Below are 13,938 nucleotides of genomic sequence, written 5' to 3' on the forward strand. Positions count from 1 at the left end.
GTGACGCGTTCCCTGCCGTGCACCGACCCGGGTGCACCGGACGCATCCCTGTTTTAGCGCATTGGTGATCCTAATGAATCATCTTTGATTCAGTTTATTAATTGGTGATTCATGCTAGCGTGAGGGCAAACCCACACCTCAACGCTTTCATGCGACCTGCCGCAGCACGCACCCGCCGCGACCTGCCCCACGCGCTGGCGGCCACCTTGGTCAGCCATCCACGCTGCACCCTCAGCGAACTCGCGCGCGGGGCCGGTATCAGCCGCGCGACCCTGTACCGGTTTGCGCCCACCCGGGAGGCGATCGACGAGGCACTGTTCGCGGCCGGCTTCGAGCGCGTGGAAGCGGCGGCGGTCTGGTTCGATGAGGGCGGTGATGCGCGCCACGTGCTGGAGCAGGTCACCGCCACGCTGCTGGCGGACTGGGAGCTGGTGACGCTGCTGTTCGCGCGGATGATGGAAGAGCAGCAGCGCCAGGGTGACCTGCATCTGCTGCCGGAGCGCTGGGCGCCGATCGGCGAGCGCTTCGAGGCCTTTTTCCTGCGAGGTCAGGCGGCCGGAGAGTTCAACGTCGGTTTCACCGCAGTGTGGCTCGCGGACTTCTACTGGACCTGCTTCTACGGCATCACCTGGTCACTGGCGCGCGGTCGGCTGGCGCCGGCAGCGGCAGCCTCTACGCTGCTGGCTTCGTTCCAGCGGGGAGCGATGAAGGGTTGACCGCAGGGCCCTGCTGCCGGGGCAACGTGGATTACGCCTGCTTCAACAACTGCACCAACTGGCGCAGCCGATACGGCTTGGGCAGGAATTCCACCTGTTCCGGCAGGGGCGGCAGCTGCGAGCGCGCATAACCGGACGACAGGATCATCCGCGCCTGCGGCTGTTCGCGCGCCACATGCTCGCTCAGTTCGATGCCGGACATGCCGTTGGGCATGCTGACGTCGCTGAACACCACGTCGAAACGCGCTTCGCCCTTCAGCAGGGCGGCGGCCTCATGCGCATCGGCGGTCGTGGCCACGTCGATGCCGAGGTCGCGCAGGGCCAGGCCGATCATTTCACGCAGATCGGTCTGGTCTTCCACCATCAATACGCGGATCGGGTCATCGGTCATCGGCAGGGTCCTCCATTGCGGGGAGCAGCAGGCTGACCGTGGTGCCGACACCGGGCGTGGTGGACACGTCGACGAAGCCGCCGCTCTGGGTAGTGAATCCGAACACCTGGCTCAGGCCGAGGCCGCTGCCTTTGCCGATGTCCTTGGTGGTGAAGAACGGCTCGGTCGCCCGTTCGGCGATGTCGGCCGCCATCCCGTGGCCCTCATCGCAGACGCTGAGGGTGACATAGCCACGTTGCAGCGTGGAGTCCGCATCCGGATCGAGGCGATGTTCCAGCGCAGTGCCGATCAGGATGCGGCCGCCTTCAAGGGTAGCATCCGCGGCATTGGCGACCAGATTGGCCAGCGCCGTCTGCAGCTGCAGCGCATCGGTGTTGATCGCAGGCAGGCCGGGCGCCAGCTGGGCATCCAGCACCACCGTGGGCGGGCAGGCGCGTTGCAGGTCCGGCAGCCACTGCCGTATCAGCGCATTGATATCCAGTGGTTCGCGGATCAGGGTCTGGCCGGTGCTGAAGGCCAGCAGCTGGCGGGTCAGCAGCGCACCACGATCGGTCGCGGTCTGCGCCGCATCAAGCAGCTCGGCGGCGCGTGCATCGTCACCGTTCACGCGCAGGGACAGCAGGTCCAGGGCGTTGCCGATGGTGGTCAACAGATTGTTGAACTCGTGCGACAGCCCGCGGCTGAGGCGGCCGACGGTCTCGAACTGTTGGGTATTGCGCAGCGCACGCTGGGCATCACGCAGCAGCCGCTGTGCCTGCCACTGCTCGGTGATGTCGCGGGTGATCTTGACGAAGCCGAGCAGCTCGCCTGCTTCGACGACCGGCTCGATGACCACGCTGGCACGGAAAGACGAGCCATCGCGGCGCACCCGCCAGCCTTCACTGGCGACGTGACCGTGCTGCGCTGCGAGGCGGAGCAGGCGCTGCGGTTCCCCGGCTTCGCGATCGGCAGCCAGATAGAAACGGCCAAAGTGCGTGCCGACCACTTCACCGGCTGAATAGCCCTTGATGCGCTCCGCGCCCGGGTTCCAGCTGCAGACGATGCCATCAGGATCAAGCAGGTATAGCGCATGGTCGCGCACGCTGTCGATCAGCAGTCGCAGTTGGCGGGAAGGGTCCGTCAGCACGGACGTCGTAGAAGCAGCTGCGTCCACGTGGAAATGAGCATTACCCCTGGGAGGGACGTGAAGCTAGGCAGTGCAGTGTGAAGAGTGCGTGCAGGCGCGGCACGTGCCAATGGTCCTGTGCGGCTGAATGAGACACGGAGTACCATCACCCACCCTTTGTGCTCTGGAACCGACCTGCATGCGTCCTGGTGCGACTACGCGTGACCGCTGGATCTGGATGACCTCCGCCGTACTGCTGGCAGCGACCATTGCGTTGGAACTGGTGGTTCCGCTGGGCTACGCCGTCTGGCTGGCGTACTTCCTCGCTGTCGGCGTCACGCTGTTCCAGCGCAGTGCACGCGCGCCGTTCATCGTGGCCGTCGTCGCCTGCATCCTGTTGATCATCGGCTACAACGTTGCCCCGGCCAGCTCCAACTCGGCGTTCTCGTTCGTCAACCGCAGCATTGGCGGGTGTGCGTTCCTGATGATCGCGCTGATCGTCTCCCGCGCCATCCAGGCGCGGCGCGACGCGATGCGCGCGCTGTGGCTGCAGGAGGCCGAGAACGCGGTGGCGATGAGCCTGCGCGGTGATCTGGGGCCGGAGCAGATCGCCGAGGCGGCGGCAACCAGCCTGGGGGCCCAGCTGCAGGCCGACGTCGCCGCCGTCTACCGCCTGGAAGGCGGGCGACTGCAGCTGACCGGCGGCCTGGCGTTGCCGTCCGGTATGCCGGCGTCGCTGGCATTGCAGGAAGGCGTGGCCGGGCAGGTGGCACGGGACGAGCGCATCCGCCACCTGCATGGGGGTGATGATGCGGTGCTTGAGCTGCAGACCAGCCTGGGGCGGTTGCCGGTGCGCGAGCGCATCCTGGCGCCGATCAGCAGCGATGGCGCGGTGGTGGGCATCATTGAACTGGGACGCACCCGCGCCGGCGAACAGGATCGACTCGATGTCGAGCTGCTGGAGCGCTGTGGCGAGACCATCGGCATGGCGCTGCGTGCATCGCTGCTGCGCGCACAGTTGGTGGTGCTGCTGGAGGAATCGCAGCGTCAGGGCGAGGAACTGCAGGCCCAGCAGGAAGAGCTGCGCGTGGCCAATGAGGAGCTGGAAGAGCAGAGCCGCAGCCTGCAGCACTCGCAGACCCATCTGGAAGAACAGCAGGCCGAGCTGGAACAGAGCAACGTCCAGCTGGAGGAGCGCACCCATGAGCTGGAAGCGCAGAAGCAGGCGCTGCTGGTCGCGCAGAGCCAGCTGGTGCGCAACAGCAACGAACTGGCCGCCACTTCGCGCTACAAGTCCGAGTTCCTGGCCAACATGTCGCATGAACTGCGCACGCCGCTGAACAGCTCGCTGATCCTGGCCAAGCTGCTGGCCGACAACAAGGACGGCACGCTCACCGAAGAACAGGTGAAGTATGCGCGCGCGATCCTGTCGTCCAACAACGATCTGCTGGCGCTGATCAATGACATCCTGGACCTGTCGCGCATCGAGGCCGGCCACGTCGAGCTGGCCGATGAAGTGGTGGTGACGGGCAGCGTACTGCAGCGCCTGCGTGAGACCTTCGAGCCGATGGCGCGGCAGAAGGGCCTGGCCCTGCAGATCGAGGCCGATGCGCTGGCCCCCAGCCAGCTGGTGGTCGACAGCCAGCGCCTGCAGCAGATCCTGAAGAACCTGCTGGCCAATGCGGTGAAGTTCACCGAGCATGGCAAGGTCAGCCTGCACGTGCGTGCGGGCGGTCAAGGACGCATCCGTTTCGAGGTCTGCGACAGCGGTATCGGCATTGCCCGCGAGCAGCTGCAGGTCATCTTCGAAGCCTTCCGACAGGCCGATGGCAGCACCCGCCGCCGCTACGGTGGCACCGGCCTGGGCCTGTCGATCTCGCGCGATCTGGCCGAGCGCATGGGTGGCAGCATCCAGGTCGACAGTGAACCGGGTCGCGGCAGCTGCTTCATCCTGGAACTGCCGTTGCAGGGCGCGCCGGTTTCGGAACCGGGCGAAGTGCCTGCCGCCGCCTCAATAGCACCTGCGCCGCCGATCGCTGCGCGCACCCCTGTCGCACCGACCGTTGCATCCGTGGCGCCCATCACCGCCAGCGTGGCCGATGACCGCGGCCGTCGCCAACGCGCCGGCCGCTTGATCCTGGCCGTCGAGGACGACGCCACGTTCGCCGAAGCGCTTGTGGCCCTGGCCCATGAACTGGACTTCGACTGCGTGGTGGCCGGGACTGCCGAAGAGGCACTGACCCTGGCCAGCGAACTGCGCCCGAACGGCATCCTGCTCGATATCGGCCTGCCGGACGTGTCCGGCCTGAGCGTGCTGGAGCGCCTGAAGCGCAACCCCGATACCCGGCATATCCCGGTGCACGTGGTTTCGGCGATGGACCGCAGCCAGGTGGCGCGCGAGCTGGGTGCGATTGGTTTCGCGATCAAGCCGACCACGCGCGAGCGGCTGGTGACGGCCATCGAACAGCTGGAACAGACCAGCCAGCGCGACGTGCGGCGCCTGCTGATCGTCGAGGACGACAGCGAGCTGCGCCACAACCTGGAACTGTTGCTGGGCCGTGATCAGCTGCAGATCGTTGCAGTGGGAACGCTGGCCGGCGCGCTGGAGCAACTCAGCACGGTCACCTTCGACTGCATGGTGATGGACCTGTCGCTGCCCGACGGCAGCGGCTACGACCTGCTCGAGCACATGGCCGGCAATGATGATGTCGGCTTCCCGCCGGTGATCGTCTATACCGGTCGCGCGCTCGGCCGCGAGGAAGAGCAGCGCCTGCGCCGCTATTCGAAGAGCATCATCATCAAGGGCGCGCGTTCGCCCGAACGCCTGCTGGATGAGGTCACCCTGTTCCTGCACAGCGTGGAAGCCAGCCTGCCCACCGACCAGCAGCGCCTGCTGCGCGAGGCCCGCCGTCGCGACACCGTGCTCGATGGCCGTACTGTTTTGCTGGCCGAGGATGACGTACGCAACATCTTCGCGCTGTCCAGCGTGCTTGAGCCGCTGGGCGTGACGCTGGAGATCGCGCGCAACGGCCAGGAAGCGGTGGATCGCCTGGCCGAGCGCGAGGTCGACCTGGTGCTGATGGACATCATGATGCCGGAGAAGGACGGCCTCGCCGCGATGCGCGAGATCCGCGCGCAACGTCACCTGCAGGACCTGCCGATCATCGCGCTGACCGCCAAGGCCATGCCCGATGACCGCGAGCGTTGCCTGCAGGCCGGTGCCAACGACTACATCGCCAAGCCCATCGACGTCGACAAGCTGGTCTCGCTGTGCCGGGTCTGGTGCTCGCGGCAATGAACGAACAGGCGTTGTTCGACCTGGAACTGAAGGTCCTGCTGGAGGCGCTGTACCAGCGCTACCACTACGATTTCCGCAGCTATGCGGTGTCGTCGCTGCGCCGGCGCATGCGCCAGGCGATGCAGCGCTATGAGTGCGAACGGCTGGTCGACCTGCAGTACCGGCTGCTGCACGAGCCGGAGCTGTTCGCCCAGGCCATGCAGTTCTTCACCGTGCAGGTCTCGGAGATGTTCCGTGATCCCGCGTACTTCCGTGAACTGCGCGAGCAGGTGGTGCCGGTACTGCGCACCTATCCCTCGGTGAAGCTGTGGGTGGCCGGTTGCAGCACCGGTGAGGAAGTGTGGTCGCTGGCGATCCTGCTGCATGAGGAAGGTTTGCTTGACCGCAGCATCGTCTATGCCACCGACATCAATCCGGCCGCGTTGGCCACCGCCGAGGCGGGCGCCTATGGCATCGACCGGATGGCCCAGTTCAGCCGCAACTACCTGGCTGCCGGTGGCACGGCGTCGCTGTCCGACTACTACGCCACGGCCTACGATGGCGCGGTGTTCGACCGCCAGCTGCGCCGCAACGTGGTGTTCGCCGACCACAGCCTGGCCACCGATACCGTGTTCTCCGAAGTGCACCTGGTGTCGTGCCGCAACGTGCTGATCTATTTCAACCGCGACCTGCAGGACCGCGCTGTCGGCCTGTTCCGCGAAGCGCTGGTGCACCGGGGCTTCCTCGGTCTTGGCAGCAAGGAATCGCTGCAGTTCGGATGCCACCATGACGCCTTCGAGGTCTGTTCGCGCGAGCACCGCCTGTACCGGAAGGTGGCCTGATGGCGCTGCCGGCGCGTCCTGCCGTGCTGGTGATCGGCGCGTCTGCCGGTGGCGTGGCGGCCCTGCAGGCGGTACTCGGTGCGCTCCCGGCGACGCTGCAGGTGCCGGTACTGGCCGTGCTGCACCTGCCGCGTGACCGCACCAGCCGCATCGCCGAGGTGCTGGCGCCGTACTGCGCGCTGCCGGTGCGCGAAGCCGAAGACAAGCAGCCGTTGCAGCTGGGCACGGTGACGTTCGCGCCGCCGGATTACCACCTGCTGGTGGAGGACGAGGGGGCGGTGGCGTTGTCGGTGGATGCGCCGGTGCTGTTCTCCCGTCCGGCCATCGATCCGCTGTTCGACTCCGCTGCTGCGGTGTTCGGCAGGCGGGTATTGGCCCTGCTGCTGACCGGTGCCAGCAGTGATGGAAGCGAGGGCGTTGCCGCCGTGCGCCGTGCCGGTGGCCGTGCCTGGCTGCAATGTCCCGAGGAAGCCGAAGCGTCGATGATGCCGGCCTCCGCCCTGCAGTACGCCGGCGCCGATGCCGTGCTGCCCCTTGAACTGATGTGTCGTCGCCTGAAGGAGTTGTTTGCATGAACCTGCTGCCACCGGACCCTGCGCAGTCGCAGTCCCCGGTCAACCTGCTGATCGTCGATGACGTGCCGCAGAACCTGGTGGCCATGCAGGCGCTGCTGCAGCGCGAGGGCGTGAATCTGCTGCTGGCCGGTTCCGGCGCGCAGGCGCTGGAGCTGCTGCTCGAGCACGAGGTGGCACTGGCCCTGCTGGACGTGCACATGCCGGAGATCGATGGCTTCACCCTGGCCGAACTGATGCGCGGTTCGCATCGCAGCCGCGACGTGCCGATCATCTTCCTGACCGCCTCCCCGGATGATCCCCTGCGCGTGTTCAAGGGCTACGAGAGCGGTGCGGTCGATTTCCTGCACAAGCCGGTGGCGCCGCAGGTGATCCTGAGCAAGGTCAACGTCTTCATTGAGCTGTACCAGCAGCGGCAGCTGCTGAAGGCGCGCAACGAGGCGCTGGAACGCGCGCTCAAGCTCAACGAAACAATGGCGGCGGTGCTGACCCACGACCTGCGCACGCCGCTGTCGGCGATCCTGCTGTGCAGTGACAAGCTGGCGATGGAGATCCCGCAGGACAATGCGGGCGCGCAGCAGACCCTGCAGTACCTGGAGGCCAGCACTCTGCGCATGGCACGCATGGTCGAACAGCTGCTGGACTTCTCGCGGATCCGCAGCGGTGGCCTGCGGCTGCAGGCCAGTGCCTGCGATCTGGCCGACGTGACCCGCGCGGTGGTGGCCGAAGCCGGCAGCGCGCATGGCGCGGACCGGATCCATCTGGACATGCATGGCGATACGCGGCTGCAGGGCGATCTGGACCGTCTCGGCCAGGTTGCCGCCAATCTGGTCGGCAACGCGCTCACCCACGGCAGCGAGGCGAGGGTGGAGGTGGACGGGCGCGATCCGCGCAGCGTGCTGCTGCGGGTCAGCAATGCCGGCCGGATCGACGACGCGCTGCTGCCGCGGCTGTTCGAACCGTTCAAGGCCAGCTTCCACCAGAGCAAGGGCCTGGGGCTGGGCCTGTATATCGTCGATCAGTTCGTGCGCGCGCACGGAGGGCGCATCGCAGCGCGCAACGAGGCCGGGCAGGTGGTGTTCGAAGCCCTGCTGCCGAGACGCGCAGAAGGGCTGCCTGCAGCGGCAAACTGAATTCTTCAGGAAACATCCGCGGGCACTGAGACGAACTCGTCCGCAACTGCTACCGTGGGTGTACATCTTGTCAAGGAAGCACCATGCCACTGCGTGCCATCGCCTACGTCAGCCAGGCGTTGCCGGATCTTTCCGCTGAACGGTTGCAGGCGCTGGTCGACGACGCCGCCCGCTTCAACAAGATGGCGGGCGTGACCGGTGTGCTGCTGCATGACGGCGGGCGATTCCTGCAGTACATCGAGGGGCCGCCGGACGGTATCGATTCGGTGTACGAGCGCATCCTGCAGGCCGGCAGCCATGTCGACATCATCGAGCTGGCGCGCGGCCGCCTGGGCCAGCGTCAGTTTCCGTACTGGTCGATGCGCGCGTTGCCGGTGGATGCAGCATTGCTGCGCCAGCTGTCGGCCAGCGACTGGTCGGGTTTCAGCCGGGCGCTGGAAGGTGATCGTTCGGCGCCGACCCCGGTGGATCTGCTCGACAACGTCGTGCAGCCCGCCCTGCACGCCGGCTGAGCGTCAACGCGAAGTGCCACCGCAGTAGGCAGCATGCAGCGCCTGCAGCACGCCCAGTGCGGGCCCTTCAATCACGCGGTAGTGGATGGCCTGTGCTTCGCGACGCGTCGCGACGATATCCAGTCCGCGCAGCACCGCCAGATGCTGTGACAGCGCTGATGCGCTGAGTCCGGTCAGTGCCTGCAGTTCCGGCACTGGTGCCTCACCTTCGACCAGGCGGCACAGCACGCGCAGGCGCGCAGGATGGGCCAGGCTCTTAAGCAGCGTTGCAGCCTCGGCGGCGTGTTCGGCCATGGCGGCGCTGTCGAGCGGGGTGCGGGCCATGGTTGACCTTTTTGTTTAGAAGTGTCTAATTTAGATAAATCTAAATCAAAGGGCAATCCCATGAGCGGCGTGAAAGAGGGCAGGGCATGAACCTGCCATGGACTGCGGTGGCTGGCGGAGCGCTGATCGGCGCCGCCGCGGTGTTGCTGCTCGCCACTGTCGGGCGCGTGGCGGGTATCAGCGGGATCGCTGCGGGCAGCCTGCGCGCAGCGGAAGGCGAGCGTGGCTGGCGCTGGGCATTCCTGCTGGGGCTGCTCGCAGCAGCGGGGCTGGTGCTGTGGTGGCAGTCGCTGCCCGAGGCCTCGCCACGTGTGCTGCTGCGCGATGCCTTGCCTGCCTGGCAGTTGATCGGCGCTGGCCTGCTGGTGGGCTTCGGCACGCGCCTGGGGAGTGGTTGTACCAGTGGTCATGGCGTCTGTGGCATGGCCCGCGGCTCGAAGCGCTCGCTGCTGGCAGTGCTGGTGTTCATGGCCTGCGCGATGCTGACCACGTTCCTGGTCCGTCACGGCGGAGGCCTGGCATGAGTCGCGCGGTCGTGGCCGCCGCTACGGCGGGTGCGCTGTTCGGCGCGGGACTGGCGCTTTCGGGGATGACCGACGCGCGTCGCGTACTCGGCTTCCTCGATGTGGCCGGTGATTTTGATCCAACGTTGATGTGGGTGCTGGGCTCGGCACTGCTGGTCAGTGCCGTCGGGCAGCGCTGGGTACTGCGACGCGCGCAGCCGTGGTTCGCGCTGCGCTTCCAGCTACCCAGTGCACGTGATGTCGATGCTCGCCTGCTGCTGGGCGCTGCACTGTTCGGTATCGGCTGGGGATGGGCTGGTTACTGCCCCGGACCGGCCATCGCCGGGCTGGCTGCCGCATCGCGTGAAGCGCTGTGGTTCGTGCCTGCCATGGTGGTGGGCTTCTGGCTGCACGATCGCTTCGTGCGCTGAGGCTTCACCCCTGTGTCACCATGGATCGGGTCAGATCGACGGACCACGGGGAAAGGAGCGTAACGACATGGCACGGATGAAGTGGAAGGGAAAGGCAATGCTGGCCATGGCGCTGGCATCTGCGATCACGCCGGCACTGGCCTGCACGCGTGCGGTGTATCGGGGCGACAACGGCGATGTGATCACTGCGCGCTCGATGGACTGGAAGGTCGATGTAGCGACCAACCTCTACGTGTTGCCGCGTGGCATCGCACGCACCGGCCTGGCCGGTCCGAAATCGCTGGCCTGGACTGCGCGCTACGGCAGCGTGGTGGCCACCGGCTACGACGTGTCGACCACCGATGGCATGAACGAGAAGGGGCTGGTGGCCAACCTGCTGTGGCTGGTGGAATCGGAGTATCCGCAGCAGCGTGGCAACAAGCCGGGACTGGCGATCTCGCTGTGGGCGCAGTATGTGCTGGACAATTTCGCCACCGTGGACGAGGCGGTCGCGGCGCTCAAGCGTGAGCCGTACTCGATCGTCACCGACAAGGTGCCGGGCGAAGACCGCCAGGCGACGCTGCACCTGTCGCTGTCCGATGCCACCGGCGACAGCGCCATCGTCGAGTACATCGGCGGTCGCCAGGTGATTCACCATGACCGCCGCTATCAGGTGATGACCAACTCGCCGATCTTCGAGCAGCAGCTGGCCCTCAACAGCTACTGGCAGCAGATCGGCGGCACGGTGATGCTGCCGGGCACCAACCGCTCCGCCGATCGTTTCGCGCGCGCCTCGTTCTACATCAACGCCATTCCCAAGGCCGAAGATCCGGTGGAGGCGCTGGCCAGTGTGTTCAGCGTGATCCGCAATGCGTCGGTGCCGTATGGCATCACCACGCCGGGTGAGCCGAACATCTCATCCACGCGCTGGCGCACGGTGGCCGATCACAAGCGGCGGCTGTACTTCTTCGAGTCGGCGTTGACCCCGAACACCTTCTGGGTCGATCTGAACAAGGTCGATTTCGGCGGCCAGGTGCTCAAGCTCGATCTTGGCAAGGACCAGCGCAATACCTTTGCCGGCGATGCACTGGGCCAGTTCGTGCCCAGCGCACCGTTCACCTTCCTGGGCGTCGACGGTTAGTTCGACGCCTGGCTGGAGGCCGGGTAGACCGCCTGGATCGTGCAGCTGCCGCGGGTGTACTGCGGCAGTGGGGCGATGCTTTCACCGCGCAGATCGTCTGTCTCGAACTCGGCAGTCATGATCCGATCGCCGGGATTGCCACAGATCAGGCCGTTCTGCAGGCCCGAGTGGAAGCTCAGCTGCGGCGCACGGTCGAGCTGGCGGCAGTGGCTGCCGAGTTCGACCCGGTAGTAGCGGTGGCCGCCATTGCGGCGCGGATTGGTCTCCACCAGCATGCCCTGCGGGTCGGATGACCAGGCACGCACGTTGCGGGTGGCAAAGCAGTACGACGGTGAGCCGCCGAAGCTGCGGCGGATTTCCCTGAGCTCGCGGATGGTCACGGCGGGCAGGGTAGCCGTGCGCAGGCGGTCGCTGTCGCGGGCGACGCTGGCGTAGTCGCGATCCTGCAGCGGGGTGACCGCACTGACGGCGCAGCGGCGGCCGTCGACCACGACGCGTTCGCTGGGACGACCACAGGCCCAACCGGTAGGTGCTTCCAGCTTCAGCGAGGTAGCACCGCGGACGCCGGGGCAATCCTCGCTGAAGTCGATGCGATAGGCCTGTCCGGAGGCGGCGCGCAGTGCGATCGAGCGCGGTGATGCCTGCTCCACTTCCTGCACGCCGACCGCGTCCATGCAGTGCGGGGCCGGGGGCGTACGCTCCTGTGCGGACGCCGAAGCTGCGAGCGCCAGGCCGAGGCTGCTGGCGAGCACCAGTGACACCTGCCGATGGGTCATGTCCTGCACTCCCTGCGTTGGATGACGGATCGACTATAGCAGCGGTTTGCACGGCCGTTGCTACACGCGCACACTGCGCGGATGGGCGCCATCTTCCATCTGCGGCACTACGGCCAGGCCACCGGCCTGGACCGCCATGACTACGCGCAGTGGGTGCTGCCGCTGCAGGGCGAACTGCACTTCGAGATGGAAGGCCGCGGTGGCCGCCTGGACCTGCTGCAGGGGGTTTTCGTTGCGGCCGGCGAAGCGCATGACCAGATGGCCGATGGCCCGAACGGTTTCGTGATCGTCGATTGTCCTCCCGGCGTGCTTGATGACGGCACGCAGGAGCATCTGTGCCGGCAGCGCTGGCTGCACCTGCCGCATGCGCTGCGACAACGCCTGGCGGGCGTGCAGGACGGGCAGCCGATGCCGGCCCTGCTGCCGCAGCTGCTGCAGGTATTTGCACCGGCCGGCAGTGGCGCGCGCATGCAGGGACTGTGTGCGGCAGTGCAGGCCGATCCGGGCCAGGCGTGGCCGGTGGCGCGCATGGCCGCGTCTGTCGGGGTCAGCGAGAGCCGGTTGCACGCGCTGTTCCAGCGTGAGTTCGGGCTCAGCCCCCAGGCATGGCTCAGTGCATGCCGGTTGCGTTGGGCCAAGCACCAGCTGCGCTCCAGCACGGCGCCGATCAGTGATATCGCGCTGGCCGCAGGCTATTCCGAGCAGAGTGCACTGACCCGCGCGCTGCGCCGTGAGTGTGGGCAGACCCCGGCCGCGTGGCGCAGGAACGCCGGACTGTAGCGTCGAGCCATGCTCGACGGCTTCTGCACCGACCACCTCGCGAACGGCAGTCGAGCATGGCTCGACGCTACAAAGGCGGGAGGGCAGTAGCCTCGGTCAAGAGCGCCCAGCGGCCAGCGCTTACACTGCGCGGCCTGTTCTCTCCCCCCGAAGAACCCGAATGCGCAACAACCCGATGGCCCTGGGCATCGCCAATGGCGTTGCCGCTGGCGCGCTGTGGGGCGTGGTCTTCCTCGCGCCCGCCGTGCTGCAGTCGTTCAATGCCCTGCAACTGTCGGCCGGCCGCTATCTGGTCTACGGTCTGATCGCTGTAGCCCTGCTGCTGCCGCGCTGGAAGCGGCTGGCACCACGGCTGGGCCGCGCCGAGTGGATCGGCCTGTTGTGGCTGAGCCTGGCCGGGAACCTGGTGTACTTCCTGCTGCTGGCGACGGCGGTGCAGTGGGCCGGCGGTGCGGCGGCGTCCTTGATTGTCGGCCTGATTCCGGTGGTGGTGACCCTGGTCGGTGTGCGCGAGCAGGGCGCGGTGCCGCTCAAGCAGCTGCTGCCGGCACTGGGCCTGTGCGTGCTGGGCGTGGCACTGGTTGGCTGGGAAGCACTGATGTCTGAGCACCTCGCGACACCGTGGCGGCAGCGCCTGATCGGCCTGCTGTGCGCGTTCGGCGCGCTGTTCTCGTGGGCGTTGTACTCGATCGGCAACAGCCGCTGGCTGGCGCGCCGACCGGATCTGTCCAGCCACGACTGGTCGCTGCTGACCGGTGTCACCACCGGCGGCCTGGCTCTACTGCTGGTGCCGATGGCCTTCATCGGCCACACCGGCGGGCACACGGCGGCGCAGTGGGGTGGTTTCTGGGCGATCAGCGCAGGTGTGGCGGTGGTCGCCTCGATCCTTGGCAATGCGTTCTGGAACCGTGCCAGCCGCCTGCTGCCGCTGACCCTGACCGGCCAGATGATCGTGTTCGAGACCCTGTTCGCGTTGCTCTACGCATTCGCCTGGCAGCAGCGCTGGCCCTCCCTGCTCGAAGCGCTGGCGATCGTGTTCCTGGTGGCCGGCGTGATGCTGTGCGCGCATGCGCATCGCACGCCCCGCGCGATCGCCGAACATGCCGGCTGAATGCGGCCGTCAAGCATACTGATGGCCGCTTTGTCTCAGATGCAACCAAATGTCGGCACGTTGGCCGATGATGGCGGCAACGACTTTTTGCACCGCAGCACTTGACAGCGGCCCGGCGCCCGGTGTTTTCTGTGCGTCATGGTTCTTGATGCCGCCCACGCCAGCCTGATCGCCCCCGCTACTGCGGGCCGTTCGACTGCGCCGGTCGCCACCACCACCATTACCACCACCACCGTCACCACTGCCCTGGTGCGGCCCGTCGTCTTCGTGTAACTCCCGAAAACCACGGCCCCGCACCATACAGGTGGCGGGGAAACTCGACACCTGCATGCGACGGGGCCTCCT

General features: G+C 66.8%; 16 protein-coding genes. 11 read left to right on the top strand and 5 right to left on the bottom strand.

The features are described from left to right. Positions 1-149: 149 nt before the first annotated feature. Positions 150-716: a TetR/AcrR family transcriptional regulator gene (locus ACZK2R_RS09305; protein ID WP_107431768.1), complete on the top strand. Its 567-nt coding sequence runs from the start codon at positions 150-152 to the stop codon at positions 714-716. Between the two features lie 31 nt (positions 717-747). Here ACZK2R_RS09305 and ACZK2R_RS09310 read toward each other — a convergent pair whose 3' ends face one another. Together ACZK2R_RS09310 and ACZK2R_RS09315 are read right to left on the bottom strand one after the other, a co-directional pair. After that, the gene (locus tag ACZK2R_RS09310; protein WP_010482617.1) at positions 748-1,107 is read right to left on the bottom strand and encodes a response regulator; all 360 of its coding nucleotides are present in this window, start codon (positions 1,105-1,107) and stop codon (positions 748-750) included. Then, complete coding sequence (locus ACZK2R_RS09315) at positions 1,097-2,260, bottom strand: two-component system sensor histidine kinase NtrB (protein ID WP_423162771.1); 1,164 nt, start codon at positions 2,258-2,260, stop codon at positions 1,097-1,099. Before ACZK2R_RS09315 ends, ACZK2R_RS09310 begins: the two co-directional genes overlap by 11 nt. A gap of 151 nt (positions 2,261-2,411) precedes the next feature. Between ACZK2R_RS09315 and ACZK2R_RS09320 the strand changes: the two genes are divergently transcribed. The 5 genes from ACZK2R_RS09320 (at position 2,412) to ACZK2R_RS09340 (ending at position 8,548) form a co-directional block, all read left to right on the top strand. Next, positions 2,412-5,510, top strand: coding sequence for a response regulator (locus ACZK2R_RS09320; RefSeq protein ID WP_125892854.1), 3,099 nt, complete (start codon positions 2,412-2,414; stop codon positions 5,508-5,510). Continuing rightward, positions 5,507-6,331, top strand: coding sequence for a CheR family methyltransferase (locus tag ACZK2R_RS09325; RefSeq protein WP_032127427.1), 825 nt, complete (start codon positions 5,507-5,509; stop codon positions 6,329-6,331). The genes ACZK2R_RS09320 and ACZK2R_RS09325 overlap by 4 nt, the downstream gene beginning before the upstream one ends. Beyond that, complete coding sequence (locus ACZK2R_RS09330; RefSeq protein WP_032127501.1) at positions 6,331-6,906, top strand: chemotaxis protein CheB; 576 nt, start codon at positions 6,331-6,333, stop codon at positions 6,904-6,906. Before ACZK2R_RS09325 ends, ACZK2R_RS09330 begins: the two co-directional genes overlap by 1 nt. Then, complete coding sequence (locus ACZK2R_RS09335) at positions 6,903-8,036, top strand: hybrid sensor histidine kinase/response regulator (RefSeq protein ID WP_032127426.1); 1,134 nt, start codon at positions 6,903-6,905, stop codon at positions 8,034-8,036. The genes ACZK2R_RS09330 and ACZK2R_RS09335 overlap by 4 nt, the downstream gene beginning before the upstream one ends. A gap of 83 nt (positions 8,037-8,119) precedes the next feature. Next, entirely contained in the window at positions 8,120-8,548 is a 429-nt protein-coding gene (locus ACZK2R_RS09340; RefSeq protein WP_032127425.1) for a BLUF domain-containing protein, read from the top strand. A gap of 3 nt (positions 8,549-8,551) precedes the next feature. On the opposite strand, the gene ACZK2R_RS09345 is transcribed toward ACZK2R_RS09340, so the two are convergent. Next, the gene (locus ACZK2R_RS09345; protein ID WP_180836972.1) at positions 8,552-8,872 is read right to left on the bottom strand and encodes an ArsR/SmtB family transcription factor; all 321 of its coding nucleotides are present in this window, start codon (positions 8,870-8,872) and stop codon (positions 8,552-8,554) included. A gap of 86 nt (positions 8,873-8,958) precedes the next feature. On the opposite strand from ACZK2R_RS09345, the gene ACZK2R_RS09350 reads away from it, so the two are divergent. The 3 genes from ACZK2R_RS09350 (at position 8,959) to ACZK2R_RS09360 (ending at position 10,926) form a co-directional block, all read left to right on the top strand. Continuing rightward, complete coding sequence (locus ACZK2R_RS09350) at positions 8,959-9,396, top strand: YeeE/YedE family protein (protein ID WP_032127423.1); 438 nt, start codon at positions 8,959-8,961, stop codon at positions 9,394-9,396. After that, complete coding sequence (locus tag ACZK2R_RS09355; protein WP_180836974.1) at positions 9,393-9,806, top strand: DUF6691 family protein; 414 nt, start codon at positions 9,393-9,395, stop codon at positions 9,804-9,806. The genes ACZK2R_RS09350 and ACZK2R_RS09355 overlap by 4 nt, the downstream gene beginning before the upstream one ends. Before the next feature lie 67 nt (positions 9,807-9,873). Further along, the gene (locus ACZK2R_RS09360; RefSeq protein WP_032127421.1) at positions 9,874-10,926 is read left to right on the top strand and encodes a linear amide C-N hydrolase; all 1,053 of its coding nucleotides are present in this window, start codon (positions 9,874-9,876) and stop codon (positions 10,924-10,926) included. On the opposite strand, the gene ACZK2R_RS09365 is transcribed toward ACZK2R_RS09360, so the two are convergent. Next, entirely contained in the window at positions 10,923-11,702 is a 780-nt protein-coding gene (locus ACZK2R_RS09365; protein WP_180836976.1) for a DUF6491 family protein, read from the bottom strand. The genes ACZK2R_RS09360 and ACZK2R_RS09365 overlap by 4 nt on opposite strands. An 81-nt stretch (positions 11,703-11,783) precedes the next feature. On the opposite strand from ACZK2R_RS09365, the gene ACZK2R_RS09370 reads away from it, so the two are divergent. Further along, a complete protein-coding gene (locus ACZK2R_RS09370; protein WP_180836979.1) occupies positions 11,784-12,482 on the top strand; it encodes a helix-turn-helix domain-containing protein in 699 nt (232 codons plus the stop codon). A gap of 160 nt (positions 12,483-12,642) precedes the next feature. Continuing rightward, on the top strand, positions 12,643-13,593 hold the full coding sequence (locus ACZK2R_RS09375) for a DMT family transporter (protein ID WP_180836981.1): 951 nt from the start codon (positions 12,643-12,645) through the stop codon (positions 13,591-13,593). A gap of 9 nt (positions 13,594-13,602) precedes the next feature. On the opposite strand, the gene ACZK2R_RS09380 is transcribed toward ACZK2R_RS09375, so the two are convergent. Beyond that, positions 13,603-13,923 (bottom strand): hypothetical protein, encoded by a 321-nt coding sequence (locus tag ACZK2R_RS09380; protein ID WP_180836982.1) that lies wholly within the window; start codon positions 13,921-13,923, stop codon positions 13,603-13,605. Between the last annotated feature and the right edge of the window lie 15 nt (positions 13,924-13,938).

This window comes from Stenotrophomonas sp. 96582_Sma, from assembly GCF_056480905.1.